This window comes from Egbenema bharatensis FJBBOT/2019 (assembly GCF_048077055.1).
In the GTDB taxonomy this organism is placed as follows: domain Bacteria; phylum Cyanobacteriota; class Cyanobacteriia; order Elainellales; family Elainellaceae; genus Egbenema; species Egbenema bharatensis.
Genome location: NZ_CP182236.1, coordinates 4,909,172 through 4,933,873, shown reverse-complemented (window position 1 = coordinate 4,933,873; position 24,702 = coordinate 4,909,172). Strand labels below are relative to the sequence as shown.

General features: G+C 47.4%; 29 protein-coding genes and 1 pseudogene. 20 read left to right on the top strand and 10 right to left on the bottom strand.

The genetic code is table 11. The annotated features are described in order from the left end of the window. Positions 1-12 precede the first annotated feature (12 nt). Complete coding sequence (locus tag ACM1PF_RS22750) at positions 13-378, top strand: rhodanese-like domain-containing protein (protein WP_416667232.1); 366 nt, start codon at positions 13-15, stop codon at positions 376-378. Between the two features lie 262 nt (positions 379-640). On the opposite strand, the gene ACM1PF_RS22745 is transcribed toward ACM1PF_RS22750, so the two are convergent. Continuing rightward, positions 641-853, bottom strand: a complete 213-nt coding sequence (locus tag ACM1PF_RS22745; protein ID WP_416667229.1) for a helix-turn-helix domain-containing protein — start codon at positions 851-853, stop codon at positions 641-643. A 6-nt stretch (positions 854-859) separates the two neighbouring features. Here ACM1PF_RS22745 and ACM1PF_RS22740 point away from each other — a divergent pair, with 6 nt between their 5' ends. The 12 genes and pseudogenes from ACM1PF_RS22740 (at position 860) to ACM1PF_RS22685 (ending at position 8,930) form a co-directional block, all read left to right on the top strand. Continuing rightward, positions 860-985: a hypothetical protein gene (locus tag ACM1PF_RS22740; RefSeq protein WP_416667227.1), complete on the top strand. Its 126-nt coding sequence runs from the start codon at positions 860-862 to the stop codon at positions 983-985. Next, positions 985-1,071: pseudogene (locus ACM1PF_RS22735) on the top strand (type II toxin-antitoxin system VapC family toxin); the annotation flags it as partial. The gene ACM1PF_RS22740 and the pseudogene ACM1PF_RS22735, both read left to right, overlap by 1 nt. Before the next feature lie 408 nt (positions 1,072-1,479). After that, positions 1,480-3,777: an NACHT domain-containing protein gene (locus ACM1PF_RS22730; RefSeq protein WP_416667224.1), complete on the top strand. Its 2,298-nt coding sequence runs from the start codon at positions 1,480-1,482 to the stop codon at positions 3,775-3,777. Positions 3,778-3,987: 210 nt separating this feature from the next. Next, the gene (locus ACM1PF_RS22725) at positions 3,988-4,542 is read left to right on the top strand and encodes a pentapeptide repeat-containing protein (RefSeq protein ID WP_416667221.1); all 555 of its coding nucleotides are present in this window, start codon (positions 3,988-3,990) and stop codon (positions 4,540-4,542) included. Next, positions 4,535-4,729: a hypothetical protein gene (locus ACM1PF_RS22720; protein ID WP_416667218.1), complete on the top strand. Its 195-nt coding sequence runs from the start codon at positions 4,535-4,537 to the stop codon at positions 4,727-4,729. Before ACM1PF_RS22725 ends, ACM1PF_RS22720 begins: the two co-directional genes overlap by 8 nt. 219 nt (positions 4,730-4,948) lie before the next feature. Then, entirely contained in the window at positions 4,949-5,464 is a 516-nt protein-coding gene (locus ACM1PF_RS22715) for a response regulator (protein ID WP_416667215.1), read from the top strand. A gap of 636 nt (positions 5,465-6,100) precedes the next feature. After that, positions 6,101-6,301, top strand: a complete 201-nt coding sequence (locus tag ACM1PF_RS22710) for an NblA/ycf18 family protein (RefSeq protein WP_416667214.1) — start codon at positions 6,101-6,103, stop codon at positions 6,299-6,301. 99 nt (positions 6,302-6,400) lie between these two features. Then, entirely contained in the window at positions 6,401-6,580 is a 180-nt protein-coding gene (locus ACM1PF_RS22705; RefSeq protein ID WP_416667211.1) for a chlorophyll a/b-binding protein, read from the top strand. A gap of 632 nt (positions 6,581-7,212) precedes the next feature. Next, the gene (locus tag ACM1PF_RS22700; protein WP_416667208.1) at positions 7,213-7,698 is read left to right on the top strand and encodes an allophycocyanin; all 486 of its coding nucleotides are present in this window, start codon (positions 7,213-7,215) and stop codon (positions 7,696-7,698) included. A gap of 105 nt (positions 7,699-7,803) precedes the next feature. Further along, on the top strand, positions 7,804-8,265 hold the full coding sequence (locus tag ACM1PF_RS22695; protein ID WP_416667206.1) for a hypothetical protein: 462 nt from the start codon (positions 7,804-7,806) through the stop codon (positions 8,263-8,265). Between the two features lie 12 nt (positions 8,266-8,277). Then, a complete protein-coding gene (locus ACM1PF_RS22690) occupies positions 8,278-8,496 on the top strand; it encodes a hypothetical protein (RefSeq protein ID WP_416667203.1) in 219 nt (72 codons plus the stop codon). 200 nt (positions 8,497-8,696) lie between these two features. Next, complete coding sequence (locus ACM1PF_RS22685) at positions 8,697-8,930, top strand: hypothetical protein (RefSeq protein WP_416667200.1); 234 nt, start codon at positions 8,697-8,699, stop codon at positions 8,928-8,930. A gap of 386 nt (positions 8,931-9,316) precedes the next feature. Here ACM1PF_RS22685 and ACM1PF_RS22680 read toward each other — a convergent pair whose 3' ends face one another. From ACM1PF_RS22680 to ACM1PF_RS22670, 3 genes are all read right to left on the bottom strand, one after another. After that, on the bottom strand, positions 9,317-9,598 hold the full coding sequence (locus ACM1PF_RS22680; RefSeq protein WP_416667198.1) for a type II toxin-antitoxin system RelE/ParE family toxin: 282 nt from the start codon (positions 9,596-9,598) through the stop codon (positions 9,317-9,319). Continuing rightward, positions 9,595-9,813, bottom strand: coding sequence for a hypothetical protein (locus tag ACM1PF_RS22675; RefSeq protein ID WP_416667195.1), 219 nt, complete (start codon positions 9,811-9,813; stop codon positions 9,595-9,597). Before ACM1PF_RS22675 ends, ACM1PF_RS22680 begins: the two co-directional genes overlap by 4 nt. Positions 9,814-9,899: 86 nt before the next feature. Beyond that, a complete protein-coding gene (locus ACM1PF_RS22670) occupies positions 9,900-10,112 on the bottom strand; it encodes a helix-turn-helix domain-containing protein (protein ID WP_416667194.1) in 213 nt (70 codons plus the stop codon). Positions 10,113-10,341: 229 nt separating this feature from the next. Between ACM1PF_RS22670 and ACM1PF_RS22665 the strand changes: the two genes are divergently transcribed. The 3 genes from ACM1PF_RS22665 (at position 10,342) to ACM1PF_RS22655 (ending at position 11,362) form a co-directional block, all read left to right on the top strand. Beyond that, positions 10,342-10,548, top strand: coding sequence for a hypothetical protein (locus ACM1PF_RS22665; protein ID WP_416667192.1), 207 nt, complete (start codon positions 10,342-10,344; stop codon positions 10,546-10,548). Between the two features lie 68 nt (positions 10,549-10,616). Then, the gene (locus ACM1PF_RS22660; protein WP_416667190.1) at positions 10,617-10,901 is read left to right on the top strand and encodes a hypothetical protein; all 285 of its coding nucleotides are present in this window, start codon (positions 10,617-10,619) and stop codon (positions 10,899-10,901) included. Continuing rightward, a complete protein-coding gene (locus tag ACM1PF_RS22655) occupies positions 10,898-11,362 on the top strand; it encodes a type II toxin-antitoxin system VapC family toxin (protein WP_416667188.1) in 465 nt (154 codons plus the stop codon). Before ACM1PF_RS22660 ends, ACM1PF_RS22655 begins: the two co-directional genes overlap by 4 nt. A 104-nt stretch (positions 11,363-11,466) precedes the next feature. Here ACM1PF_RS22655 and ACM1PF_RS22650 read toward each other — a convergent pair whose 3' ends face one another. After that, positions 11,467-12,774 (bottom strand): NF041680 family putative transposase, encoded by a 1,308-nt coding sequence (locus ACM1PF_RS22650; RefSeq protein ID WP_416666339.1) that lies wholly within the window; start codon positions 12,772-12,774, stop codon positions 11,467-11,469. A 124-nt stretch (positions 12,775-12,898) separates the two neighbouring features. Next, on the bottom strand, positions 12,899-13,096 hold the full coding sequence (locus ACM1PF_RS22645; RefSeq protein ID WP_416676759.1) for a helix-turn-helix domain-containing protein: 198 nt from the start codon (positions 13,094-13,096) through the stop codon (positions 12,899-12,901). A 248-nt stretch (positions 13,097-13,344) separates the two neighbouring features. Here ACM1PF_RS22645 and ACM1PF_RS22640 point away from each other — a divergent pair, with 248 nt between their 5' ends. The 4 genes from ACM1PF_RS22640 to ACM1PF_RS22625 all read left to right on the top strand — a co-directional run bounded on the left by ACM1PF_RS22640 (position 13,345) and on the right by ACM1PF_RS22625 (position 18,376). Beyond that, positions 13,345-13,551 carry a hypothetical protein gene (locus tag ACM1PF_RS22640; RefSeq protein ID WP_416667185.1) on the top strand — a complete coding sequence of 69 codons (207 nt, stop codon included), beginning with the start codon at positions 13,345-13,347 and terminating at the stop codon, positions 13,549-13,551. 165 nt (positions 13,552-13,716) lie between these two features. Next, positions 13,717-17,706, top strand: a complete 3,990-nt coding sequence (locus tag ACM1PF_RS22635; RefSeq protein ID WP_416667183.1) for an NACHT domain-containing protein — start codon at positions 13,717-13,719, stop codon at positions 17,704-17,706. Between the two features lie 23 nt (positions 17,707-17,729). Continuing rightward, positions 17,730-17,972, top strand: coding sequence for a hypothetical protein (locus ACM1PF_RS22630; RefSeq protein WP_416667181.1), 243 nt, complete (start codon positions 17,730-17,732; stop codon positions 17,970-17,972). Next, positions 17,972-18,376: a type II toxin-antitoxin system VapC family toxin gene (locus ACM1PF_RS22625; protein WP_416667180.1), complete on the top strand. Its 405-nt coding sequence runs from the start codon at positions 17,972-17,974 to the stop codon at positions 18,374-18,376. The genes ACM1PF_RS22630 and ACM1PF_RS22625 overlap by 1 nt, the downstream gene beginning before the upstream one ends. Before the next feature lie 43 nt (positions 18,377-18,419). Here ACM1PF_RS22625 and ACM1PF_RS22620 read toward each other — a convergent pair whose 3' ends face one another. The 4 genes from ACM1PF_RS22620 to ACM1PF_RS22605 all read right to left on the bottom strand — a co-directional run bounded on the left by ACM1PF_RS22620 (position 18,420) and on the right by ACM1PF_RS22605 (position 24,639). Continuing rightward, complete coding sequence (locus ACM1PF_RS22620) at positions 18,420-19,265, bottom strand: alpha/beta fold hydrolase (protein WP_416667177.1); 846 nt, start codon at positions 19,263-19,265, stop codon at positions 18,420-18,422. A gap of 27 nt (positions 19,266-19,292) precedes the next feature. Continuing rightward, positions 19,293-19,940: a GNAT family N-acetyltransferase gene (locus ACM1PF_RS22615; RefSeq protein WP_416667175.1), complete on the bottom strand. Its 648-nt coding sequence runs from the start codon at positions 19,938-19,940 to the stop codon at positions 19,293-19,295. Between the two features lie 179 nt (positions 19,941-20,119). Beyond that, a complete protein-coding gene (locus tag ACM1PF_RS22610) occupies positions 20,120-22,207 on the bottom strand; it encodes a PhoX family protein (RefSeq protein ID WP_416667172.1) in 2,088 nt (695 codons plus the stop codon). A 353-nt stretch (positions 22,208-22,560) separates the two neighbouring features. After that, entirely contained in the window at positions 22,561-24,639 is a 2,079-nt protein-coding gene (locus ACM1PF_RS22605) for a tetratricopeptide repeat protein (RefSeq protein WP_416667170.1), read from the bottom strand. Positions 24,640-24,702 lie beyond the last annotated feature (63 nt).

Here is a 24,702-nt window from a genome sequence, read left to right as displayed (position 1 = left end):
GAGAATTGCATAATGTCTGTATCTACGCTCAAACCAAACGTGACTCATCTAACTCCAGAAGAATTTGTTCAACTCGCCGAACCACCACAACTGATCGATGTCAGGAGTCGGCTTGAATTCAATTTATTCCACGCTCCTACGGCCATCAACCTGAGTTTGCCCCGCATTTTAATGATTCAGGTTCCCTTCCTCTGCACGTGGTTACTCCCAAAGTGGTTTTGGCAGTTTTCCAAAGATCAGTCGATCGCTGTTATTTGTTTAACCGCTCACCGCAGTCCAATCGCAGCTCAAACCCTGGTGGATGCAGGTTTCACCCAGGTGTTCAACATCACAGGCGGAATGATCGCCTGGAAAAAAGCAGGATTGCCAACCCATTAGCAAAAGCTGAAATTCCAAAGAGAAAATCCAATGTCTAATTCTCCATTTGCTTGATCCCATTTACTGGATGAATGGAATACTGATGACAAAGATAGAACGATGAGAGGTAGTCCTATTTCTTAAAGAATGGAGAATAATCGTCATTTTCAGAATCCTTACCAGACAAAGCTCTCGAAATCAGGCTTTTTTTCTATCCTTGACGAAATACCACTCCCATCTCACGAATTTTCTTGGGCATGAATCAACCATAATTCGATCGCCCCTACTCCTCCAAGACTTCGACCAGTTCTTCCATCGCCACATCAAACACACGAGCTAATCGAAGAATGGCAGTGTAATTGGTCATCGTCATGGCATCGCGTTGAGCATAGTTCTTGACAGTACTGTAATTCAAGCCAGATCGTTCAGCGACTTCTTTCAGCGTCCAGCCTCGCTCCTCTGCCAGTTCTCGAATTTTTAGCCGAATTAACCCCATTCGCTAATGCCATCTGTTCCCACTGCTCAATGGTCAGAAGCCGTTTTGTCCTACACAAAAAACCCTGACTTTCCAGCTTTTGAGTCTTACTGTGACGAACTCCTTCCGCCCCATGAACCGGAGCTATTTTGATGCATTATCTCCTCAATACCTGCGTCATTAGCGACTTCATCAAAGGTGAAGTTGGAACGACAGTCAGATTCAAACAACCCCACCCGCATCGTAGGTGGGCAATGCCCACTATCCTTGATCAGTATCTTCCAGAGATAGTTGATCATATTGCTCTTAAAGCGTCATCGATCGCACATCGATCGCACATCGATCGCACATCGATCCGCATAATTTCACCCGGTTCTTTAGTGGTGGCTGGTTGAATTTGCGAGAAGGGTAGAGGTCTTGACCCATCTTCGATGCGGCAAAAGTCGCACTGGTACAGACGAGCGATTATGACTCACCGTTACGTATGATTGGTCAGCATCAGTGTTTGAGCCTGATCCTCAAACCTGCCTTGTCTTGTGCTCCTCCAACTGCTTAACTCCTGAGGGTATAAGAAGGGTATAAGATCAGTATTAATGGCACAGGGTTAGATCATATTTCTTCAGCAAAAAATTGGGGCATCTCTTCTCATGGCAAAACGATCGCTCCATGCTTCCCAACCTGGAATTCAACAAGCCAGACGAGCGTTCACCCGCAAGGGTTGGACACAGGAGAACCTGGCAGGCGAAGTGAATTTAAAGACCCGTCAGCCCGTTTGGAGATTTTTTACGGGTCGTCCGATCGAACGCCATACGTTTATTGAACTGTGTTCTGTTTTAGAACTGGATTGGCGAGCGATTGCCGAAAATCCGCCAGCCGAGTTTGTTGAGCCTGGAGAACCGGTTCAGAGTGGAGGTATAGACATTCTGGTGCAACAGATGCGATCGCAACGGCAGGGGAAAATCCAAGACCAGTGTGGAACGCTGCAACTACTCGATATCAATCGCCCGGCGAGCATTGATGATATTTATATTGATGTCAATATTCTGGAAGAAATCCCTAGCCAGCAGTGGCTAGAACTCACTAACCTGCAAGATCTGCCACCCAAAGAGTTCGATCGCGTTGGCTTAGGTGCGGTTGCTTTAAAGCAAATTCCAGGCATCAGTGCCGTTGAAACCGCCTCCAAACTGCGCGTGTTGGGTAAACCAGGATCTGGAAAAACGACCTTTTTACAGCATCTAGCGATTCAGTGCAATCAAGGCAACTTTGCCGCCGATCGGGTACCGATCTTTATTACCTTGAGGGATTTTGCTGGCGAGGCAAAAACATCCGGCGAGTACAGCTTATTGCAATATATCCAGGCAGAATTTCTCACCTCAGGCATTACAGAGCGATCGGTGCTGGAAACCTTGCTGTGTCAGGGTAGAGTGATGTTGCTGCTAGACGGACTGGATGAAGTCCTTCAGCCAGAGAGCAAAGCGGTGATCAATGAAATTCGTCGCTTTTCCGAGAATTATCAAAAAAATCTGTTTGTGGTGACTTGTCGAACAGCAGCTAAATCCTACACAATCCAACGGTTTACGGACGTGGAGATTGCTCCGTTCACCCAAGACCAAATTGCTGCGTTTGCTCAGAAGTGGTTCACTACCTTGACTCACGCTCCCATTGAGCAGGAACTCGGGGTTCAGTTTATCCAGAAATTAGACCGCCCTGAAAACTTGCACCTGCGCCGCCTGGTGGTGAATCCTTTATTCTTGCATCTGGCTTGCTGGGTGTTCCATCGCCAAGAAAAATTTCCCACAAAAGGAGCGCAGTTTTATAAGCAATGTTTAGACTTACTTCTGGGCAAATGGGACGAGTCTAGAGGCATCCAACGGGATGAGATCTACCGGGGGTTTTTACTGCCCCAAAAGCTCAGGCTAATGAGTCAAATTGCCGCCGCAACGTTTGAACAAGGACATCACTTCTTTGAACAGCAAGAGATTGAGCAATACATTAGTGATTACGTTCAGGAACTACCGGATGCACCCACTGAACCTGAAGAACTACAACTTGACAGTGAAGGGATACTCAAGGCGATCGAGCTGCAACACGGTTTGTTAACAGAGCGCGTCCGGGGGCTTTTCTCGTTTTCCTATTTGGCGTTTCAAGAATATTTCATGGCACGAAAAATTGTTGCCAGCCACAACTTAGAAGCGTTAGAGCAAGCCCTGGAACGCTTAGTCAACCACATTACCGAACCGCGATGGCGCGAAATCTTTTTGCTCACTGCTGCGATGTTGCGTAGTGCCGATTCTTTAGTGCATTTGATGAAGCAACACATCGATGCGATCGTAGCCCAAGATTCCTATCTCCAGGAGTTTTTGACCTGGGCCAGCCAGAAATCCCGGACTCCGCCCACTCCTCCGGCTGCCACTCGCGCGTTTTATTTAGCCCTGACTCGATCGCCGCACCTTGCCTCCCACTTTGCCCTCGCCTGCACCCTGGATCAGGGAATGTTTCTGGATATCGCCTTAGATGATCTGCTGCTAGAATGCGCGATGGATTCGAGTCCCGATTTTGCCCATGCCCATGCCTGTGCTGATGCTTTGAGTAATGCGCTGGTGGTTGTTCTAGATATTGGATTACAGCAAACCTTGCAACACTTGAAAGACCAACTGCCTGACCCAACCCAGGATAAAACTCAATTTGAGAATTGGTGGCAAGCCAATCATCTGGCGTGGACAAAGCAACTGAAAGGGGCGATCGCCGAGCATCATAACCTGCAACAGAACTGGCACTTCAGCCCAGAACAACAGCAGGTGTTGCAACGCTATTACGATGCGAACCAGTTGTTGCTCGATTGCCTCAACAGCAATTGTGAAGTCACGGGGGCAGTGCGGCAGGAAATTGAAGCGGCCCTGTTGTTGCCCCAAAAAGAAATTGAGGAACGAGAATGGCGAGTCTAAAGCTTCTGAATTTAAATTCTCTATAGAATGAGAAACGAAATGAGTTTATCCAATATATTTGTCTATCTAATATAATGAAGATATGACACTTCACTGAATCAGATTTGTATCACAGTCATTGCGAACGGCTTTAAATAGAAGGAATGAAGACTAATCCCTAGCTAAGAATTCCTTTTTACCTATCTGTTTGCATATTTTGGAGCCAAGAATATGGATGCTCAAGAGATTCTAAAACGATATGCAGCAGGAGAACGGGACTTTAGCCGAGTCAGCCTAGTTCAGGTCTGTTTGACCAATGTGAACTTAATTGGTGCTCACTTGATGGGTGCCCATCTCATTGGTGCAGATCTACGAGGAGCCGACTTGACCAAGGCGCACCTTGAGCAGGCAGCTCTGAATCAGGCCAAGCTAGCAGACGCAGATTTGATTCAAGCCTGCTTAACCCATGCTGATCTAAGTGGGGCAGACTTGAGTGGAGCTGACCTGACAGATGCCGATTTAAATGGGGCGGATTTGAGTGGGGCAAATCTAGGGGGGGCAAATTTGCGAGGTGCCGACCTGAGTGGAGCCAACCTAGCAGGTACCGATTTACGAGGTGCTGATTTGAGTGGAGCCAACTTGAAGGAAGCAAAGCTGGGAGGGGCAAATCTAGATGGAGCCTATTTGGGTGAAGCGGATCTGACCGGTGCAGACATTCAGGGGGGAAATTTTAGAAGAACAGAGATGAGTCATACCAAGATGCCTGATGGCACAACTCATGACTAATCTGGGTAAGTGTTTCAGTAACTTTGAGGGGCCGCTTCCAGGGGCGATCGAGCATTTCCATCGTGTTCCAGGTCGGCTTTTCTATGTTCTGAAGCCCGAAGCTCCTGAGCAGAGATTTCCGACTCCTTGGTGTAGACCGATCTGGCAGGGGCATGTGGACGCAGCGATTGCAGTCTTTGAGTTCTGATGTTTGACTAATGATATGAACAAACAAGTTTTTCATTTCCTCTGTTTTTCATACTTCTGTTAATCAAACAAGACAAGAAATCAGACAAGAAACAAAACAACCTTTTGTCATACTGTAGGGAAATCAGCAAGTTATCATTCTCTCGTACCTGGCAATCCCGTAACGGGATTGCCAATTTTTTTAACGATGATTGTGCATTGAAACTTAAGGAGAACCGCAATGTATTCAAACAATAGGTTTCCTTCTCATTCTATTTCCCTCCAAGGACTACGAGTTCTTGTGGTGGACAATCATGTTGATTCGTGCGATTTGATTGCACTGCTGCTACAGCCCTACGGCGTAGAAGTAAAAACGGCATCTTTAACAAGACAAGTGCTGAAACTCCTCGTGCAGTGGCGACCGGATGTTTTAGTCAGCGAAATTGCTTTACCAGCAGTGGACGGCTTTGCCTTGGTGCAATCAGTGAGAACCCTGACTGGCAAGTGGGGAAAAGAGGTTCCAGTGATTGCAGTAACGGCTTACGTAGCTGAAGAAATGCGTCAGCGGGCACTCTCATCAGGCTTTGACCAATGGCTGACTAAGCCTCTAGATCTGGATGAGTTCGTTGCGGTGCTAGTTCATTCAGTGCTGAGTCAATCCCCTGACAGGGCGATCGGTTCTCTAACAGGGCAAGTTTTTCAACCGCTTCTGCAACCCGCTTTAAATTCGAGTCATGTGCTGTACGAGGCGACTTAAGCTTTAGACGACAACTTGTGCCCCTTCCGTCTCTTTAAGTCTATCTCTTCAAATTTTTGCTGTACCTGAGTTTGAACGACACCAACGATCGTTAAGCCGACAAAAAACAGCATTACCACTCAAAACCGTCACAGTTGTAAATACTTTGTTATGATAGTTTACATACGACGGAATAACGAGAAAAGATAAAGCCCTAACGCAATCAACAAAAAAGCTTTGACAAAAACTGACTGTTTACTTGTGTGGTAGAGAATAATTCACCCCTCTAAGTCTGCTCCGTTTGAAGAACAGCACCTGGTTGACTGACAAAATTTTTTCCGTAGGTTGGGTTGAATAACGTGAAACCCAACGCCAGTCTATGTTCTGCTGGGTTACGCTATCGCTAACCCAACCTACAGGAGAGTCAAGGTCTCAGGAGTTTTGTCAGGCAATCAGGAACAGCACTATAACAAGTTTAAAACTTTCATTGTTGTTCCGTTCATTACGCCGATTTCCTTAACTGCTTTTGCTGATAGTCAGGCGTTAAATGCAGTCAACGGTGCAACTTCAAACCTACGGCTCAAGATAGGGAGTGCCGGATCAAGCAATCAGGTCAAGCAACGGGTTTTTACCCTAACCAGGGTATAGGAGGATATTATGACAGACCAACCGATCGAACTTACACTGGAGCAAGAATTCAGCCTTAGATCATTTAATGATCAAGTGCAGCAAATGTCTCTTGAGCAAGCTCAAAACCTGCTGGTCTTGCAAAATCGACACATGATGATCCGAGAGAAAATGTATCAGGATCTCCTGAAGCACGAATGGAAGTTAGATCTAGACTTTGCTTCTTTGTAGAACTAAAAAGTGATTTCTGATTGGCAGTATTGAACCTGATACTGCCACTATCGCTACGAACATATCACAAAACGCACTTACGAATCTGGAGTTACCACAATGTCCCGTACCCCAAACACTGCCTCTACACCCATCAACGATCGCAATGCCTGGCGTTGGGGCTTTACTCCCCAGGCTGAGATTTGGAATGGTCGCCTGGCAATGATCGGTTTTGTATCCGCAGTCTTGATCGAGTTGTTAACAAGCCAGGGGGTTTTGCACTTCTGGAGTCTGGTATAAAGTCGCCGGATTCAGTAGAACACAAATCCTGTTGAGATCCCCCCTAGCTCCCCTCAAAAAAAGAGGGGAACCGAGCCAAAGGTGCTTCAAATCTCCCTTTATAAGAGGGATTTAGGGGAGTCGATCGCAGACATTGACACCAAGATACATTCGTTTTCGATCGACTGAAACTGTCATTCTTGTGGGGTGGGTAGCGTTTCGACTGATCTCAAGCCGAAGTCCTGCCCGCCCAGTCAACTAAGCAGAACGATTGCAGTTATTATTTAATCCACAGTCCGTGCTCACTTTATCCACAATAGTTTTCGATTGCGATCGCAAATATCTTGCAGTCTCATGATCATTGATCCATGTTGCCGCAATCACTGTTCAAAGTCGCTGATCATGTTTCTGTAGTTCCACTTCAGACTCGCTTATCCATTGCGAGCAGATGAGGCACCCATTTGTTAACTTTCTTATCGTAATTCATCAAATCATTCTAGAACTGCAACATAACACTGTCATACTATAGGGAAATCAAGCATTTAATTTCCCTTAAATAGACAAGTTCCTTCGAGGGTGAAACCCTGCACCATTTACTGAAGCAGGTTCAAGCGACCAGTCATGTCGAAGTTTAATTCATTAGGAGTTGACAAATGAGTATTATCACCAAAATGATCGTGAATGCAGATGCTGAAGTTCGCTATCCAACCCCTGGAGAACTGGAGCAGATCAAGCTCTTTGTGCAGAGTGGCGATCGGCGGGTACATCTGGTGCAAGCCTTAACCGGAAGCCGAGAGCGCATTATCAAGCAAGCGGGAGAGCAACTTTTCCAGCAACGTCCAAATCTTGTCTCTCCGGGGGGTAATGCCTATGGTGAGGCAATGACCGCAACGTGCCTGCGGGATTTGGATTACTATCTGCGCTTGATTACCTACAGTGTGGCAGCGGGCGAAACCACACCGATTCAGGAAATTGGAGTAGTGGGTGTGCGTGAAATGTATCGATCGCTGGGTACGCCAATCGAATCTGTGGCGGCAGGAGTTCGGGCAATGAAAAACATTACCTCTAGCATGATGTCTACCGAGGATGCGAACGAAGTCGGAACTTACTTTGACTATCTGATTGCAGCACTTCAATGAATTGTCCTCCCTGGAGGCGAGTGAGAAGAATGACGGCTCTGGTTCTTCCTCACTCGATCGCCGGTAGCTCAGAACAGAATCAGGGTCAAGGTAGAGGTGAAACAGATGTATACCAATCAAGAGGCGTTGAGTTTAATCCAAAGTCTGAGTCCAGGCGAATCTGTGCAATGGTGGGAAGCACCAGCCCTCTTAGAGCATCATCTTGAAGGGACTCCGGGCAGCCCTGATTTATCGCCCCTAGATAGCATCAGTGCTAAAAAGGGATTCAGATTTCTAATCTTGAGCTACGAAAACAAGCCTTCGGTCATTCTAAAAGCTGAAGATTGGAAAGCATTATTTATGCAGTTGGAAATGTTGGCAAGGTTCCATGTTGCACTGGGTACAGAATATACCTTACCGCTCTCTCAGGTGTTACAGGCTGTTCACCATCTTCCGTTTGAAGGAACCTATTGGACAATCCTACCGTTAGAGGTGTGGAAGAACCTATTCCGCAAGCTGAAAGCGTGTTACCACCCGGATGAATGGAAAGCCCTGACCGATGGACTGAAATGGTTACAAGAAAAATAATGGAGTATTTCTATGAGTAAAACACCCTACGAACAAGATTCTGCCGTTCGCTCACGACAACCCGTGCGTGTGAATGATTCTGTGAAATACTGCGGACACAACAAACAGTCGATCGAGCGATTTCATGATGATATTTTACGAGTTGTTTTTATAATGCCCGGAGAAGTTGAGGTGGTTCACGGCAGCAATCGGCATTGGTTAAGTCGCAGTGAGATTGAGGTGATAGCTTAATTTCTGCTAAACTCATTGGCTGAACTCAGTCGATTAAACACTAACTATCTCTGGTGTGTCCAGTCAGAAAGGGCTGATACGTTACGATGATTGTAGTCTAGAAGTGGAAGTGACCTGTTCTGGGGAACAGGTTTATGACCTCTGGGAAAATATGGAAAATGTGCCGCGTTAACAAGCCGTGAGAAAAAGTGAGGTTAGTCATGAGTCAACGAGACCAGCAAAAAGGATACCTAGCATCAATCGCCCAAGCATTTGATGTTGGTGATTTTGATTATCTATCTCCTGAAGAATTGCAATCTCTTGACAGCTTAATTGCTAATGCCTGGAAATCGTTTGGGCAAGGTAAGGATGCCAACAGCGAGATTAGTGAGATTGAAAAGGCTTTAGGACATCAACCCATCGTCGAGACATCCCACTCAACATCAAACGAGTAACGTAAAATTATGAGAACCAGAAGACCGCTTGGTGTAGGTGGAATTCTGAGTCTTCTCTAGAAATAGAGAGTGCTTCTACTGAATGATGGAGAATTCGACCTACTAGGTTTAGTCTAACTCCTACTCATTGAATAACGATCGCCCTCTCAGCCTAAACACTTGAGAGCGAGGGTCAGATTTTTCCATTCAAGGAAGTAGAACCATGATATCAGTCTTGCAGCCGCCTGGGATGGCGGTCGATCGTCCTGCGCGTTTATTAGTAGGGAGGGGAAGATGACCTACCGAGATCGCCTCTCTTCCTGGTGTATTATCCTGCTGTTGCCCCAGATGCAGCGATTGCCTCCGGCAGGTCGTAGACCATCGGTGGTAGCAAGGTTTCGTAAATGTTAGTAAACCTCATCGTGAGAACCCAGATTTAGCAATAAAATCGCCTCTTCTCCCTCCGGACTTTGCACCAACTCAAACAAAATGCGAAGTTTGTAATCGATCGAACAAGACCAGATGCCGGACAACTCTCCCGTGAGTTTGTGGGTTCGCAGACTGGGATGAAAGGGATCTTCTGCAAGTTGCGTGAGTGTCTGTTCAATCAATGGACGCAGTTGAGGATTACGGCGAATCATCCGCTTAAAGGCACGCAGAGATTTGGGTGTCCATCCAATCGCTTTCAATCATCCAACTCCGCCAGGAAATCGGCAACAGTTCCAAACTGGACATTTCCCTGAACATATTCCTGACGCACTTCAGCGATTTCTTGAAGTAATACCTTTTGCCGATGGTATGCTAGTCGCTTTTGCAAAATATCTAACAGCATTTCCTGATCTGCTAAAGAGAGCGCCTCTACTGCATCGATCGCTTGCTGAAAAGCTGAGGTTTGGTTTGCCATACTCAAACACCAAGTAATCACCAATGATGGGGAATTCGACCTATCTAGGTTTAGTCTAACTCCTACTCATTGGATAACGAGCGCCCCTACTCCTCCAAGACCTCGACCAGATCCTCGACTGTGACATCAAAAGCACGAGCAATCTTAAAAACCGCACTCAGATCAACGGTATTGAGTTCGCCCCGCTGCACATAACTTCTGACTGTGTTGTAATTCACTCCGGCACGATCGGCGACATCTTTGAGCGTCCAACCCCTTGCCTCAGCCAGTTCTTTAATTCGCAGCCGGACGTAACCCATTTTGCAGTTGACAATGTTGCGTATGCATCAGATAATCCTTAATACGCCCATGATGCGTATGCAACAATAAGCGATTAACGAACACTAAAATCGATCGCCCTCTCAGCCTAAACACTTGAGAGCGATGGTCAGATTTTTCCATTCAAGGAAGTAGAACCATGATATCAGTCTTGCAGCCGCCTGGGATGGCGGTCGATCGTCCTGCGCGTTTATTAGTAGGGAGGGGAAGATGACCTATCGAGATCGCCTCTCTTCCTGGTGTATTATCCTGCTGTTGCCTCAGATGCAGCGATTGCCTCCGGCAGGTCGTAGACCATCGGTGGTAGCAAGGTTTCGTAAGCGCAATGATGCAGAGGCCCATTTACAGGCATTGAAGCGACTGAATCCAACTTTGCAGTATGAGATTGTGTTTGACCCGATCGATCCGGCGATCTGATCCAGACGCTCCAGCGTTTGTTATTCCTGGCATACAATCAAATCAGATTAGGTTGGAGGATCATCAAAATGAGCATTACGCTTGAACTTCCCCCAGATGTTGAAGCCCGGCTGATCGCTCAAGCTGAAGTCCGGGGCATATCAGTAGAAGAATTATTAAAAGCAACGATTGACACCTTGCTTGCGGCTTCAGATGCATCTGAAACATCATCCTCATTTGTTCTCTCACCGAAAGAACGGGCAGAAAAGTTTGTCAATTGGGCGAGGAGTCATTCAACTCAAGCACCGCCACTTTCGGATGAAGCGATTAGTCGCGAAAGCATTTACCGTGAACGAGAAGATCAGCAGCGATGAGGTACTTGGTTGACACCAATGTATTGCTACGAAGCGTTGAAGAAGCTCATCCGATGAATGATGCGGCTGTCAATGCGATTGAGGTGCTTTTAACACAGGGCAAAGAGCTTTGCATCACCTTACAAAATCTCATTGAATTTTGGGCAGTCGCCACTCGACCTGTGGGTGTCAATGGCTTGGGCTTGTCCTTATCCCAGGCGATCGCAGAACTAACGGAATTGAAGGGTATTTTCACGCTTCAACCTGATACTCCAAGACTAATGGTTGAATGGGAGAGATTGGTTGTGCAGCATCAAGTAATGGGTAAGCAGGCGCACGATACCCGTTTGGTGGCGGCTATGCTCACCCATCAGATTACTCACCTGCTCACGTTCAATACTGATGACTTCAAGCGATTCGCTGAAATTACGGCGATCGACCCCCGTGAGGTCTTGATGCAAGGTGCTATTGAGGAAGATTAAATGGGTCTTCAGCTATCAACTGGAGTTTAGACTAATCACAGCAGAAATAGCCCAACCCCCTTATCTGGATTGAGCGAGACTGAAGATTGGGAAAAATTTAGTGGTTAAGCGGTCTTGTTCGCCACCTTCTTGGGTCTGGTGAAGCGCTTTTTGACCGTTGGATAGCGAATACGGCGGGAACGGGGTTGCCCTGGAGTCCACCCCGGTGACTTTCCGCGTGGTTTGGGCGGGGGGGCAGGTGTGCCAATCAACGCTAAAACAGAGGCAAAGGCATTTGCGGTTCGTCCCGGAGATAGCTTAGCAGATGACTTTTGCCAGGGCAGGGGGGAGTCCTGGACGTGGCAACGAGCCAACCACAACTGCCAGGTGAGCAAGGGCATCAGATCGCTCCAGCGTTCGGATTGTTCGGGCGTTGCCAACTGGGGTAACGTCCAGTGCAATCGTTGCTTAGCGAAGCGATACCAGTGGTCAATGGCAAAGCGACGGAAATACTGTTGCCACACCGTCTCTAAGTCGGGTGGTGCTTGTCCCACCCAAATTAGCCACAAAGGTTTGGCGGGGTGGAGGGCAGAGTCATGGAGGCGTTGCAGTTGAATTAACCAGATCGTCTGGTTGGCAACGCGTCGCAGTCGCATTGATGACCACATCCGCACGTGTAATCGTCCCCACCGGGACTCTTCTACCTGGAGTTCGGCATCAGATGACCACCAGGTGGTGGCATCGTTAAGTTTGAACTTCTCCCCATACTGCCGAGGACGACCCGTTCCGCTATAAACAGGCGGTGGTCCATACAGTACTCGATTGGAACGCAACCGAATCAACTTGTCACAAGCAATATCCGCCGTACCATTGAGGAATGGGGCACAGCCATATTCGGCATCCCACAAAGATAAGGGACGAACCTGGAACTGCTCACACACCTGACGCAATTGCACTATTGCCTTGCTAATGGGGCTCTCTGCGCTAGTGATGCGTTCATGCAGCAACGGTAATGCCCAACTGCCCTGCTCCTCTGGAATCCACGCAATCGTACTATATCCTTGTCCCAACGTCACCGGTTTGGCTCCACTCATCGGAGTTGCTTGATGTTCATACGTCCGTTCTCGCAGGGTTTGTGCCTGTAACCTTGACCATGCCGTGTGGTCTCCCGCTAAGACAACCCGTTCGTCCTGGGGCATTTGCTCCAGGTACAACCCCATCCACTCCAGTCGAGGCGGGTTGCTATCCTGTAGGGCTTCATACAAACTCGGCCATTGGCGTCGAAAGACAGGGGCAACCGACAGTTCGGCAAAGGAGTACACACTGCGGCTCACTAGCACGGCATCCATCAGGTCGAAGAGAGCATCCTTGCCGTTGCCAATCAGCATGTAGGATTTATGTCGAAACGCCCTCAAGCGGTCAAAATTAGTCATGGTCAATCATTATTGATGCAACATGACCATTAAGCAGCCAAACCGTCGGGTTTGGCTGCTTTTCTTTCCCAATTAGTCTAAACTCCAGTATCAAATTAACTGTAGGAAAGAATGCCGATCGCCCCTACTCCTCCAAGACCTCGACCAGATCCTCAACTGTGACATCAAACACCCGTGAAATTTTGAGAACTGAAATCAAATTAACCATCACCATTCCCGGTGAATTGGCATAGGTAGCAACAGTACTGTAAGGAAGTCCAGATTGTTCAGCAACTTGCTTCAGTGTCCATCCTCGTTGAGCCGCAAGTTCTTTGATCCGCAACCTAAACACAATTCATCCTGGTCTTGACAATATCGAGATCTCGATTTTTAATAGTCATTACCCACAAATATCGAGATCTCGACACTGGGTAATTACATCACTAAGACCGATCGCTCCGTCAGCCTGAAAACTTGAGAGCGATGGGCAGATTTTTCCATTCAAGGAAGTAGAACCATGATATCAGTCCCGCAGCCGCTTGGTATGGCGGTCGATCGTCCTGCGCGTTTATTAGTAGGGAGCAGGTAATCATGACCTATCGAAATCGGCTCTCTCCCTGGTGTATTATCCTGCTGTTGCCCCAGATGCAGCGATTGCCTCCGGCAGGTCGTAGACCATCGGTGGTGGCAAGGTTTCGTAAGCGCAATGATGCAGAGGCGCATTTGCAAGCCTTGAAACGACTGAATCCGACTTTACAGTATGAAATTGTGTTTGATCCGATCGATCCGGTGAGCTGACTCAGAAGCTCAGACGGTTGCCAACTTGCTTGGACTGTCGGTTGAACTGTTTTAAGGCGTATCTACTGGAATGCACTCATCAGAAGCGACTTAGCAAACCCATCCTTTAAGTCAGCAGGTATGAGCATCAAACCCTGTAGGGGAGGCTATCCTTGAGAAAGAGTTTTGCCTTCATCGCTGCTGAGTATGTCGAACAAGGACTATGGCTGGAAACGGTTTTGGTGCCCTCGGTCAGGTAGTATTCACCTAGCTGATGGTGGCTATCTGGATGATCCAGACACAGAATGGGGCAAGGCGCACAATCCAGAACTAGTGAGCCTAGAGGCGATCGCTGATGTTCCATGCCTGGTTTTGTTAGGTGAACCCGGTATCGGCAAATCTCGTGAACTAGAAAACCTGAAAATCTTTACAGAAAAGAAAATTTGCGCTTCCAGTCAAGTCCTAGAACTGAATCTCCGATCCTGCACCCATCTGAAAGAGGATTTGTTTAAAGATGAAACTTTTACTGATTGGTTAAAGGGTAGCTATCACCTCTATTTGTTTCTAGATAGCCTTGACGAGGGGCTTTTGAGTGTCCCAATGTTGGCGACAGGTTTAATTGATGAGCTTAGGAGACCAAAATACCAAAATCACATTGATCGACTTCATATCCGTTTAGCATGTCGAACATTTGTATTTCCAGCAATCTTAGAAGAAGGATTGAAGGAGCTTTGGGAAAAATCTAACTTTGCAATTTATGAACTAGCTCCGCTTCGTCGTGTAGACGTTATTGAAGCTGCGAAAGTCGAAGGTCTTTCTTCTGATGATCTTCTAAAGGAAATTAACCAGAAAGATGTTGTGCCGCTGGCGATCAAACCAATTACTCTAAAGTTTTTGCTGAATACATACCATAGCTATCATGGTCAATTTCCTGCCGATCAAAAACTTCATGAACTTTATCTTGAAGGTTGCAAACTTCTCTGTGAGGAAGTGAGTAAAAGTCGCCAAGCTTCAAATCGTGTGGGCAACCTAGATATTGCTCAACGTTTAATCATTGCGGCTCGAATTGCAGCTATTACGATCTTTACTAATCAATTTGCTGTGTGGACTGGTATTGTTCAGGGGGATGTACCCGATGGAGATGTCCTTCTTCAGAGGTTATGTTTCAGTTACGAAAAAGCAAATGGAAGGGAATTCGAGATTACTAAGGAAGCAGTTAAAGAAGTTTTAGATACTGGTTTGTTCTCGTCCCGTGGATTACATCGCATGGGATGGGCACATCAAACCTATGCTGAATTTTTAGCTGCCTGGTATTTAACACAGCACAAAATACCTCTAGCACAGATAAAAAAATTAATCTTTTCATCCGAAGATCCAGATCATAAGTTAATCCCTCAACTTCATGAGACGGCTGCATGGTTAGCCAGCATGAGATTAGAAGATGTTCTTCAGACGATCATCAAAACTGATCCAGATGTTCTTTTACAATCTGATGTGCCAACTGATGCTGGTGTTCGAGCCGCAATTGTAGAGAACTTGTTGACACAGTACGAAGAAGGAAAACTGTTTGATCGAGATAGAAAGAACTATCGCTACTACGAGAAACTCAAGCATCCTGGGTTAGTTGAGCAATTACGTCCTTATATCTGTAATCCTAGTAAACAGGATGATGCACGGAATCTGGCGATTGACATTGCCAGAGCTTGTGAAGTTTCTGAGCTTCAAGATGAGTTGACGGAACTCGCTCGTGACTCAACACAATCAATTTATTTGAGAGCGAACGCAGCCAAAGCAATTTGTGCAGTTGGTGATAAAGCTACAAGATTAAAGTTAAAGCGTCTTGTGACAAAACAACTGCCAGAAGATAAAGACGATCGGCTTAAAGGCTACGTGTTTCAAGCACTTTGGCCGGAGTATCTGACAGCCGAAGAATTGTTTCAAAACCTGACTCCACCCAAGAGAAGAATGTTTTTTGGGAGCTATCAAATGTTTCTTGATTATAAAATGCTTCCACAGCTTCAGCCTCGTGATTTGGTAGTTGCTCTAAACTGGCTTGCTTCCCAAGGTGTTAGACGCTTTGGGCATCCTTTTGAGCAACTCGGAGATGCTATTCTCTTCAAAGCATGGGAAAACCTTGATTTACCCGGAATAGCAGAAGGATTTATTAAATTAGCTCTAATGCAGTGGAAGAAACATCAAAAAATTATTACTAATGACGGCAAATTAGAACAAGAATTTATAGCGTCACTTTTGCACAACAGTCAAAAGCGGCATAGGTTAGTTGAAAAGACAGTTTTAATAATTTCAAAAGTTGAAGAAAATTCGCATTTATTGCTTAACTCTCTGGATAAAAGCATTTTAATACGAGAAGACATATTATGGATGCTTAGTCACATCAGAGAATGTGATTCTGAACAAGAACAAAAAATCTGGGCTAATTTAATCAGAAGACTGTTTCGGCATCCGGAATCTATGCCTGAGGAAGCAAAAGCGATTCTCGAAGATAGTCAAATAAATTGGATTCTATGTGATGAATTCTCATATTGGACTAAGACAATAGACTTGAATTCAGCTAGAGCGGTTAAGGTTTATACTAATTATTGGCAGGATCAGGCTTGGCAAAGCTATACTCGACAACATAATTCTCTTTTAGAGCCACCGCCCAAGAAAAGAGTACTTCAATGCTTAGATGAGTTAGAGCTTGGGGATTTGTCCGCTTGGTGGCGACTGAACATGGAAATGACTTTGAAGCCTGAGAGCCAATATTATGGTGATGAGTTTGAGTTAGATTTAACTCAACTTCCCGGATGGCAAGAGGTAGACGAAATTACTCAAAGAAGAATCATTGAAGGCGCGAAGAAATACATTCAGCAACAAAACAATATATCTCATGAGTGGATAGGGACAAACGCTTTCGATCGACCTGCATTAGCAGGCTGTAGGGCTTTCCTACTTCTTTTGCAAGAAAGCCCATATTTCTTAGGAAGTCTTTCTCCGGAAATATGGGAGGTTTGGGCACCTGTTATTATTGCTGTCCCCAGTAGTAATCAACACAAAGATTGCTATTTGGAATTAGTTAAGTGCGCTTATCTAAATGCTTCCCAAGAATTTATCAAGACGCTAGAAACGCTTATTGACAAAGAAAATCAAGAGCATATCTACCTGTTTGTGATCGATCGCCTCAAAAAATGTTGGGACGATCAACTGAAGCTAGCTTTGTTAGATAAGGCTAAAGATCCTGTACTTAAACCTAAATGTGTTGGGCAGCTACTTGAAGAACTCTTAAAGCAGGAATTTTCCGAGGCTGGAAAGTTTGCAAAAGACCTAATTTATTTTCCACTACCATCTGCTGAGGCTGAGCGTGAAAAGGCTCTGCTTGCTGCTAGAATACTGGTTGAAAATTCAAATCCATCTGATTGGGCTTTTATTTGGACATTTATTCAACAAGATTCATCATTTGGACGTGAAATCCTAGAATCAGTTGCCTATCGCTTCTCACATGGAATTCAGCTAAATCTAACTGAAGTACAATTGGCTGACTTGTATATTTGGCTAGTACATCACTACCCCTACGACGAAGATCCTGACCATAGCAATGAAGTGATGGCTTATTCTGTAACAGCTAGAGACGGTATCGCAAGCCTGAGAGATAGTGCTTTATTACAGTTGAGGGAACGAGGAACTCCAGAAGCATGTGCTGAAATCCAACGTCTTATCCAAGAATTGCCGGATATCTCCTGGCTTGGGAAAACGTTGATTGAAGCCAAAGCGAATATGCGTCGTCAAACCTGGCAACCGCTAAAACCAGAAGAATTCCTTCAGCTTGTAATCAGCCAAGAACCTTCAAATTCAGATTTGTCTAAGCAAATTGGTGAAATAGATAAGAGAACCAAGAAAATGGAAGATGAACCAAAAATCGAAAATAAAATTACCGTATCAAATTCACCAAATTCACCGATCAATGCTCCAGTTGGCACAAGTGGTGTAACTAACAGCAATGTGACCCTTGCTAGTTCCGATACCAAAAAAGGAATTAATTGGAGAAACTGGCTTGCTGTGATCGGAATTTTAGCTGGCATGATGGTCAGCGGCGCATTTAACGAAGAATTTAGACAATGGTTCAATCGTATTTTTTCTCCTCAAGTTCAGCAGGATTCTACGCAGCAGACCGATTAGATAACCTTCAGAGAAATAGAGCCATGCAAATCACGATCGACCTACCACCAGATTTAGAACAAGACCTGCTGCGCCAGGCAGCCCAATCTAACGTTCCACTGCAAACCCTGATTTTGCAAGCCTTACGTCAGACAATTCAAACGCCCCATGTTCCCACTGCTCAATGGTCAGAAGCTATTTTGTCCTACACGGGCAACCCTGACTTTCCTGCATTTGAATCCTACCGTGACGAACTTCTGCCGCCCCGTGAACCGGAGCTATTTTGATGCGTTATCTCCTCGATACCTGCGTCATCAGCGACTTCATCAAAGGTGAAGTCGGAACGACAGTCAGATTCAAGCAAACCCCACCGGATGAGATTGCGATCTCAGCAATTACAGTCATGGAATTACACTATGGCTTGGCACTGAATCCGCAACGTGCCCTCAAGATTGAACCTACGATCGCCAGCATTCTATCTTCTGTCACTATTCTGCCATTCGGCGCTGTAGAAGCTCAACAGGCTGCTCAAATCCGTGCTGCTCTCAAATCTCAAGGGCAACCCATCGGTGCTTACGATGTCCTGATTGCAGCTACTGCACTTCAACATCACTTGATTATGGTTACAGCAAACCAACGGGAATTTGAGCGAATTTCTGGATTACAGACCGCAAATTGGCGAAAATCTTAGATGGTACGAGATTGTCTTTAACCCGATCGATCCGGTGATCTGACTAACTACCCAGAAACTCCAGCACGGAACGGTTAAACTCCTCCGCACATTCCAGATACGGCAAATGACCACACGGGTCAAATATCTGGAGTTTGGCATTCGGAATTCCCTTCAGAGCCACTTCCGCATGACGGATGGGAAAGGCACGATCCTGTTTTCCCCACAGGATTAGCGTGGGGGACTGAATCTCAGACAGACGATCGCTAATAGTTCGTAAAAAATCTGGCTTGATGCCAAAGAAGTTACCCATCGTCCGAAACGTCCGGGTTTGAAACTGCAAAATGTCTGATGCCATATTCCGCAATACCAGATCCATAAATTCGCTGTCGTTTAGATAAGGAGCAGGCTCATAAAGACATTGCTGCACCATAAACTTCGCTGCACCCGGACTGGGATGATTAAGCAGTTCACCCACGATCGGCAGGGAAGTCAGTCTGGCCGGAAATGCCACTTCTTTACCCAAGCCCCCCGATCCAATCAACACCAGCTTATCCACCCGTCCAGGTTCCGCCAGGGCAATTTTGAGGGCGATCGCACCGCCGATCGAGCCTGCAATTAAAGATGCACGGGATAAGCCGACTGCATCCATAAAGTGAAGAATAAACTGGCTAATATCATCGATCGTGTAAGTTTTCTGAGGTTTGTCAGACCGACCTGAGCCGACCCAATCCAGGGCGTAGACCCGATGCTGTTGTGCCAGGGCAAAGACGTTTTTGTACCAGTAGTCGATCGCTCCCGCCTGCCCATGAATCAGCAGCACAGGCGAGCCTTGCTCACCCAATGCCCAGTAGCGAGTATTGATGTCATCAATTTGAATGTAGCGATCGGTTGGCAGTTCGGTCAGCATCTTTTACCTCATTCCCTGGCGGTTAAATTAACCATTATTCAGTTGCATCAATGAGAGGGATTCACCAGAGTAAAGCCACTTCTGAAAATTTGCCCTACAGGTTTCCCATTCTTTCGTTGTCATTGCAAACCAATCTGTGTCCCGATTGCGACCGCGAACGAACATATGTTGGCGAAACCGTCCTTCATGCAAGAATCCCATTCTCGTTGCAGCAGTCCGGCTGGCATGGTTCATGGCATCGCATTTCCATTGCACTCGGCGGTAAGAATGGTGGTCAAACAAATGCTGAAGTAAGAGAAACTGGGATTCGGTATTGACCTTCGTTTTATGAACCGCTGGAACAAACCAGACATGACCAATTTCTGCCCGACCATGATTCGGGACGATCGCCAGTAAAGCCACAATCCCCACCGGAGACTGACTTGAGTTGTCAAACACCGTCCAGGGTAGGGGATCTGATTTGCCCACCATGTCGGTTTCCATCCAGGTCTGCATGGCAGAGGCAGTCTCAAACGGGCCATACAGCATATAGTTCCAGATCGCCTCTTTTTCAGGTGTACCATGGGATGCGGCATAGAGGGCATCGACATCTCTTTCGGGCACAAGCGGCTTCAGGGTGACAAACTGACCGTTGAGTTGAATATAGTCTGGTGCGTCCCAGGGGTGATGCTGCATGATTTTGATTGCTTTCTGATGAAGTCTGATGGAGCGGTCAAGAAAAAACGGCAAGAGCGATGAAACTCCTGCCATTATATTCACAGTATTCAGATCACAGTATCTAAATCACAGTATCCAGATCACAGGATTCAGAACCGCTCTGGAATCACCTGTGGAACTGAAATCAGCGATCGAACTCAGGTTCCAATGATGCCGCCATCATCTTTGGTGATCACTACAGTGGCCGATCGCGGATAGATAGATGAATCTTGATCGGGCCAGCGTGAGTTAATGTCACCTGCGGCAAACGCTTCATCGGTTGTAGTCGCGCCAGGGTGCTGAACGTTGATGAACATTGTGCGCTGATCCGGCGTAGTGACCACACCTGTGATTTCTTGACCGATCGGCCCTGTCAAGAAACGGAGGATTTCACCTGTGTTTGGGTCAGCTGCCAACATCTGGTTATTACCAAACTGCACAAAATCGCCCTTGTTCATGTCGCCTTCGCCCATGTCAGTCTGAATCCACAGGCGACTGCTGGCATCAAACCACAATCCATCAGGACAGCAGAAGATATTTTCTTCATTGAGGGTGCGACCGGACAGTTTACGGCTATCGTCTTCTGGGCCAGCCAGTACAAACAGATCCCACTCAAAGGATGCGCTCGTTGGATTACCACCAACCTCGTTCCAGCGAATGATCTGTCCCCAGCGGTTTTCAGGTCGTGGGTTAGCCGCATCCACCTGTTCTAACTCGCGGTTCGTGTTGTTCGTCAGCGTGAAGTAAACTGCGCCAGTATTCGGATCGACTGCCCCCCATTCGGGACGATCCATCTTGGTTGCCCCAACAAAATCCGCCGCTGCACGAGTATTGACCAACACATCTGCTTGATCCTGGAAGCCGTTCTCCGGAGTCAGGCCGTTCTCACCAAACGTCAGCGCGATCCAATCCCCTGAACCATCTTCGTTGAACCGTGCAACATAGAGCGTTCCGTCATCCAACAACGCACCGCTTGCCGTTGCCTGGGAATAGGGTTGAGTCGAGACATATTTGTAGATGTACTCAAACCGCGCATCATCGCCAGAGTAGCAGACGATCGGCTGTCCTTCCACGGGGGGTTGGAACACCACACCCTCATGGGCAAACCGTCCGAGGTACGTGTGTTTGACAGGCGTGCTGTTGGGGTTGAACGGATCAATTTCGACCACCCAGCCAAAGGTGTTCGGCTCATTGCGATAGTCTTCCGTCGCGCTCGCGGCCTGAGTAGAGGCATTAAAGCGAATGTACTCATCTGCTCCGCTATCTGCTAGATCCCAGCCGTAACGAGAGTCTTCGGTACTCACCCCGTACCGCTCATGTTCACGAGGGATGGTTTCATCACCATTGCGGAAGTAACCTGCCCAGTTTTCTTCTGCGGCCAGATAGGTGTTCCAGGGGGTGACCCCGTGGGCGCAGTTGTTGATGGTTCCACGGGTTCTGGTTCCATCCGGACTATACTTGGTTTTGACCAGATCCGATCCCCGCACGGGGCCTTGAATGTCCATCGGGGTCAGGGCCGTCACGCGACGATTCAGCCGATCCTGGACAACGCTCCAACGACCGTCAGATTGCTGCGATACGCGAACAATGCTCACGCCATGACCGTTCATTTCCTTGAGCACCTGATCCGCTTCACGGGTGCCGTCTGCTTTAACGGGGTAGCCGTCCCGTCCAAGTGCCTGTCCGATCGCGGCTGCGTGGGTATAGCGGGGTTCCACATACTCATGGTTCATCACCAGCAGGCCATCCACTGAGCTACCTTCGTAGGGCGAGTTACCCTCGATCGGGAAAAAGTGCATCCCATCATGGTGTTGACCCACCTGCATGCCCTGCTCAGCTCCCGTATTATTGAGGCTGTAGCTGGGATAGCTGCCCGTAATCGGCTCACCCCAGGGCGTTAGAACATGGGCACTGTAGCCCTCTGGCACCACGATCGTATCGGCTTCACTGACGGGAACCGCCTTGAATCCCAGCATCGGACTACTTGCATTTGCAGGACGAGCTTTTAACCCGTCCAACACTGGACCCGCAAACATGGTAGTCACTGCCGCAGCCAGGGTTCCTCTAAGCACCTGACGACGCTGCAAGCGCGTACTGAGAATCGATGAAAAAAGGGGGTTGTTAGAACGATTGCAGACTGGCTCATCGCCATGTACGAACTGACGATCGGTTGTTGTATTCCTTGGATCAACGCTTCCTTTGGCAAGTTGGGAATACTTCTGCCGCAGGCTTCGTTTGCTACTCACGTTTAGTTCTCCTCTTGTGTTGCTTACCCTGTCACCAATCCAATGGGTCATCCTGAAGGTGTATCAGGCTGAAATGTTTGCCATTACAAACCAGCCAGCCTGCTCCCAATCACTCAAACACCATCAGATCGGGGATTTAGTGTTCAATGTTTCTTGCTCAACGGATGTCAAGCCTGCGATGTATTAAGGACACCGCGTAATCTCAAAGTCCGCTCTGTATAGTAAAGGCACAAGGTTATCGGAGGACTAAGCTGGGGTTAAGTCCTTGGTCTGAAATCAGATAAAACGATTAAATTTCTGAATTGTCATCTAAATTGCTATCTAAATTGCCACTAACCATGACTTAATCCCGCTCACTGCTGCAACCGCTGAACTTCTGCCAGTGCATCCTGGGCAGAGTCCGCATCTCCCTGCTGATCGTAAAGTGAAGCTGCTCTTTGGAGATCCAGAATGGCGTTTTGCCGCTGGTTTAGCTGTTCAAACAAAAGTCCTCGGTTGAAATAGGCATGGGCGTAGTTGGAATCAAGCTCGATCGCCTGGTTATAGTCCGCCAGAGCCGCTGGCAGATTCCCCTGGTTGCGGTAGGTCAATCCCCGATTGTTGTAAGCATCGATATAATTTGCATCGAGGTCAATCACCCGGTTGTAGTCTGCGATGGCCGCTGGCAAATTGCCTTGATCGTAGTGAATATTGCCGCGATTGTAGTAGGCCACTGTATAGTTTGGGTCGAGTGCAATCACCTGGGTATAATCCGCTAACGCTGCTGGCAGATTCCGTTGGTCATGATATGCAAGTCCACGCTCGAAGTAGGCATCGGCATAATCTGGGTCAAGCTCGATCGCCTGCGTATAGTTAGAAATTGCAGTTTGCAGATTATCCTGATTGCGGTAAACATTACCACGATTGTAATGAGCGATCGCATTATTGAAGTCCGTCTCGATCGCCCGATTGTAATCCCCTAACGCCGCCTGGAGATCGCCTTGATCGTAGTGAATATTGCCACGATTGTTGTAGGCAAAGGAATAGTTGGGATCAAGCTCGATCGCCTCACTGTAGTCAGCTAGAGCCGCTTGCGAATCGCCTTGATTGTGGTAAGCCAATCCGCGATTGTAGTAAGTATCTGCATTGTTGGGGTCAAGCTCGATCGCCTGAGTGTAAGCATCGATCGCCTCTGCCCATTGTTCTGCCTGACTAAACTGATCCCCCTGCTCAATCAAGGCAGCAACGGATAGGGGACTGGCTGAGGGAGTCGTTGCAGAAACCAGCGGATCAATCGGTTCAAAGCGGGGATCTGTTGAACGAGAAGAGTTGCTAATCTGCACAATTCCCAGCCCCAGGACGCTGACAATCAGCCCAATGCCAATATTGCGGAAAAGCTGCTTTGAGCCGCTGCCTGACGGGCGAGTTGGCTGGGAAACCAGGGGGCTGACGGTAGTGTCAGAGTGGGAAGGGGAAGAAGAAGGGGAAGGAGCAGAAGGGGAAGAAGCAGAAGCAGACGAAATCGGCGATGCAACGGGCGATCGAGCAATAATGGTGGGAGGGGGTTCCAGAGCTGCCATGACGGCCATTGCCGAAGGATAGCGTTGCTGATAATCTTCTTGCAGTAGTTTGTCTAAAACTTCCCCCAGCGCGGGACTCACTGTTCTGCCCTGCGTTTGCAAGACACTGCGCCAAATCCACTGTTTTTTGAAGTGATCAAACAGGTCATGGGGAGGCCGTTTGGTGAGCAAATGGATGCAGGTGGTTCCCAGGGCGTACAAGTCACTCGATGGATAGGCGGCTCCATAAACGAGTTGCTCCAGTGGAGCATAGCCCTGAGTGCCCCCACGGGTTCCCGGACGTAACATGGTTTGATCCAACTGCTTAGAAATGCCGAAGTCAATTAAGACAATCCGGCCATTCTGGCAGCGCATGATGTTTTCTGGCTTAATGTCCCGATGGATGACTTCCTGCCGATGGACAAAATCCAGCACGGGCAAAAGGCTCTGCAACAACTGACGCACTTCCGCTTCGCTGTAGCCATCTCGGTGGGACAGGTGCTCCAGCAAATTCTCCCCGTCAATAAATTCCTGAACCAGATAAAATTGCTGTTCTCGCTCCAAATATGCCAGCAGGTGAGGAATCTGATGAGATTGATCCCCCAGCCGATCGAGGGTTTCGGCTTCTCGCTTAAAGAGTTCCAGGGATTTCTGAAACGCGGCTGGATTGTTGAGAATATCGGGAGCAGGGCAAAACTGTTTGATTACGCAGTTACGTTTGGAAGGCGTATCTTCATCTACCGCCAAAAACGTTCTGCCCATCCCTCCCCGACCCAGAGGACGCACTGCACGGTAATGCCCTCGCAGCAGCAGGGATGTCCCGCAAGTTTGACAGTAATTCATGCCTGGAGGATTTTGGGGGCTGGGGCACTGGGGGTTGAGGCAGTAGCTCATGACTGATTCGAAATCCCTGCAAGCTCAGATGAATGGGAATAACGCGACTAATGACAAAGATCA

Coding starts and splice junctions, on each gene's coding strand:
- ACM1PF_RS22710 (WP_416667214.1), top strand. CDS start 6,101: ATGACAGACCAACCGATCGAACTTACACTGGAGCAAGAATTCAGCCTT.
- ACM1PF_RS22715 (WP_416667215.1), top strand. CDS start 4,949: ATGTATTCAAACAATAGGTTTCCTTCTCATTCTATTTCCCTCCAAGGA.
- ACM1PF_RS22705 (WP_416667211.1), top strand. CDS start 6,401: ATGTCCCGTACCCCAAACACTGCCTCTACACCCATCAACGATCGCAAT.
- ACM1PF_RS22655 (WP_416667188.1), top strand. CDS start 10,898: ATGAGGTACTTGGTTGACACCAATGTATTGCTACGAAGCGTTGAAGAA.
- ACM1PF_RS22665 (WP_416667192.1), top strand. CDS start 10,342: ATGACCTATCGAGATCGCCTCTCTTCCTGGTGTATTATCCTGCTGTTG.
- ACM1PF_RS22615 (WP_416667175.1), bottom strand. CDS start 19,940: ATGCAGCATCACCCCTGGGACGCACCAGACTATATTCAACTCAACGGT.
- ACM1PF_RS22685 (WP_416667200.1), top strand. CDS start 8,697: ATGAGTCAACGAGACCAGCAAAAAGGATACCTAGCATCAATCGCCCAA.
- ACM1PF_RS22745 (WP_416667229.1), bottom strand. CDS start 853: ATGGGGTTAATTCGGCTAAAAATTCGAGAACTGGCAGAGGAGCGAGGC.
- ACM1PF_RS22625 (WP_416667180.1), top strand. CDS start 17,972: ATGCGTTATCTCCTCGATACCTGCGTCATCAGCGACTTCATCAAAGGT.
- ACM1PF_RS22675 (WP_416667195.1), bottom strand. CDS start 9,813: ATGGCAAACCAAACCTCAGCTTTTCAGCAAGCGATCGATGCAGTAGAG.
- ACM1PF_RS22650 (WP_416666339.1), bottom strand. CDS start 12,774: ATGACTAATTTTGACCGCTTGAGGGCGTTTCGACATAAATCCTACATG.
- ACM1PF_RS22690 (WP_416667203.1), top strand. CDS start 8,278: ATGAGTAAAACACCCTACGAACAAGATTCTGCCGTTCGCTCACGACAA.
- ACM1PF_RS22640 (WP_416667185.1), top strand. CDS start 13,345: ATGACCTATCGAAATCGGCTCTCTCCCTGGTGTATTATCCTGCTGTTG.
- ACM1PF_RS22670 (WP_416667194.1), bottom strand. CDS start 10,112: ATGGGTTACGTCCGGCTGCGAATTAAAGAACTGGCTGAGGCAAGGGGT.
- ACM1PF_RS22605 (WP_416667170.1), bottom strand. CDS start 24,639: ATGAGCTACTGCCTCAACCCCCAGTGCCCCAGCCCCCAAAATCCTCCA.
- ACM1PF_RS22720 (WP_416667218.1), top strand. CDS start 4,535: ATGACTAATCTGGGTAAGTGTTTCAGTAACTTTGAGGGGCCGCTTCCA.
- ACM1PF_RS22740 (WP_416667227.1), top strand. CDS start 860: ATGCCATCTGTTCCCACTGCTCAATGGTCAGAAGCCGTTTTGTCCTAC.
- ACM1PF_RS22730 (WP_416667224.1), top strand. CDS start 1,480: ATGGCAAAACGATCGCTCCATGCTTCCCAACCTGGAATTCAACAAGCC.
- ACM1PF_RS22700 (WP_416667208.1), top strand. CDS start 7,213: ATGAGTATTATCACCAAAATGATCGTGAATGCAGATGCTGAAGTTCGC.
- ACM1PF_RS22660 (WP_416667190.1), top strand. CDS start 10,617: ATGAGCATTACGCTTGAACTTCCCCCAGATGTTGAAGCCCGGCTGATC.
- ACM1PF_RS22725 (WP_416667221.1), top strand. CDS start 3,988: ATGGATGCTCAAGAGATTCTAAAACGATATGCAGCAGGAGAACGGGAC.
- ACM1PF_RS22630 (WP_416667181.1), top strand. CDS start 17,730: ATGCAAATCACGATCGACCTACCACCAGATTTAGAACAAGACCTGCTG.
- ACM1PF_RS22620 (WP_416667177.1), bottom strand. CDS start 19,265: ATGCTGACCGAACTGCCAACCGATCGCTACATTCAAATTGATGACATC.
- ACM1PF_RS22750 (WP_416667232.1), top strand. CDS start 13: ATGTCTGTATCTACGCTCAAACCAAACGTGACTCATCTAACTCCAGAA.
- ACM1PF_RS22695 (WP_416667206.1), top strand. CDS start 7,804: ATGTATACCAATCAAGAGGCGTTGAGTTTAATCCAAAGTCTGAGTCCA.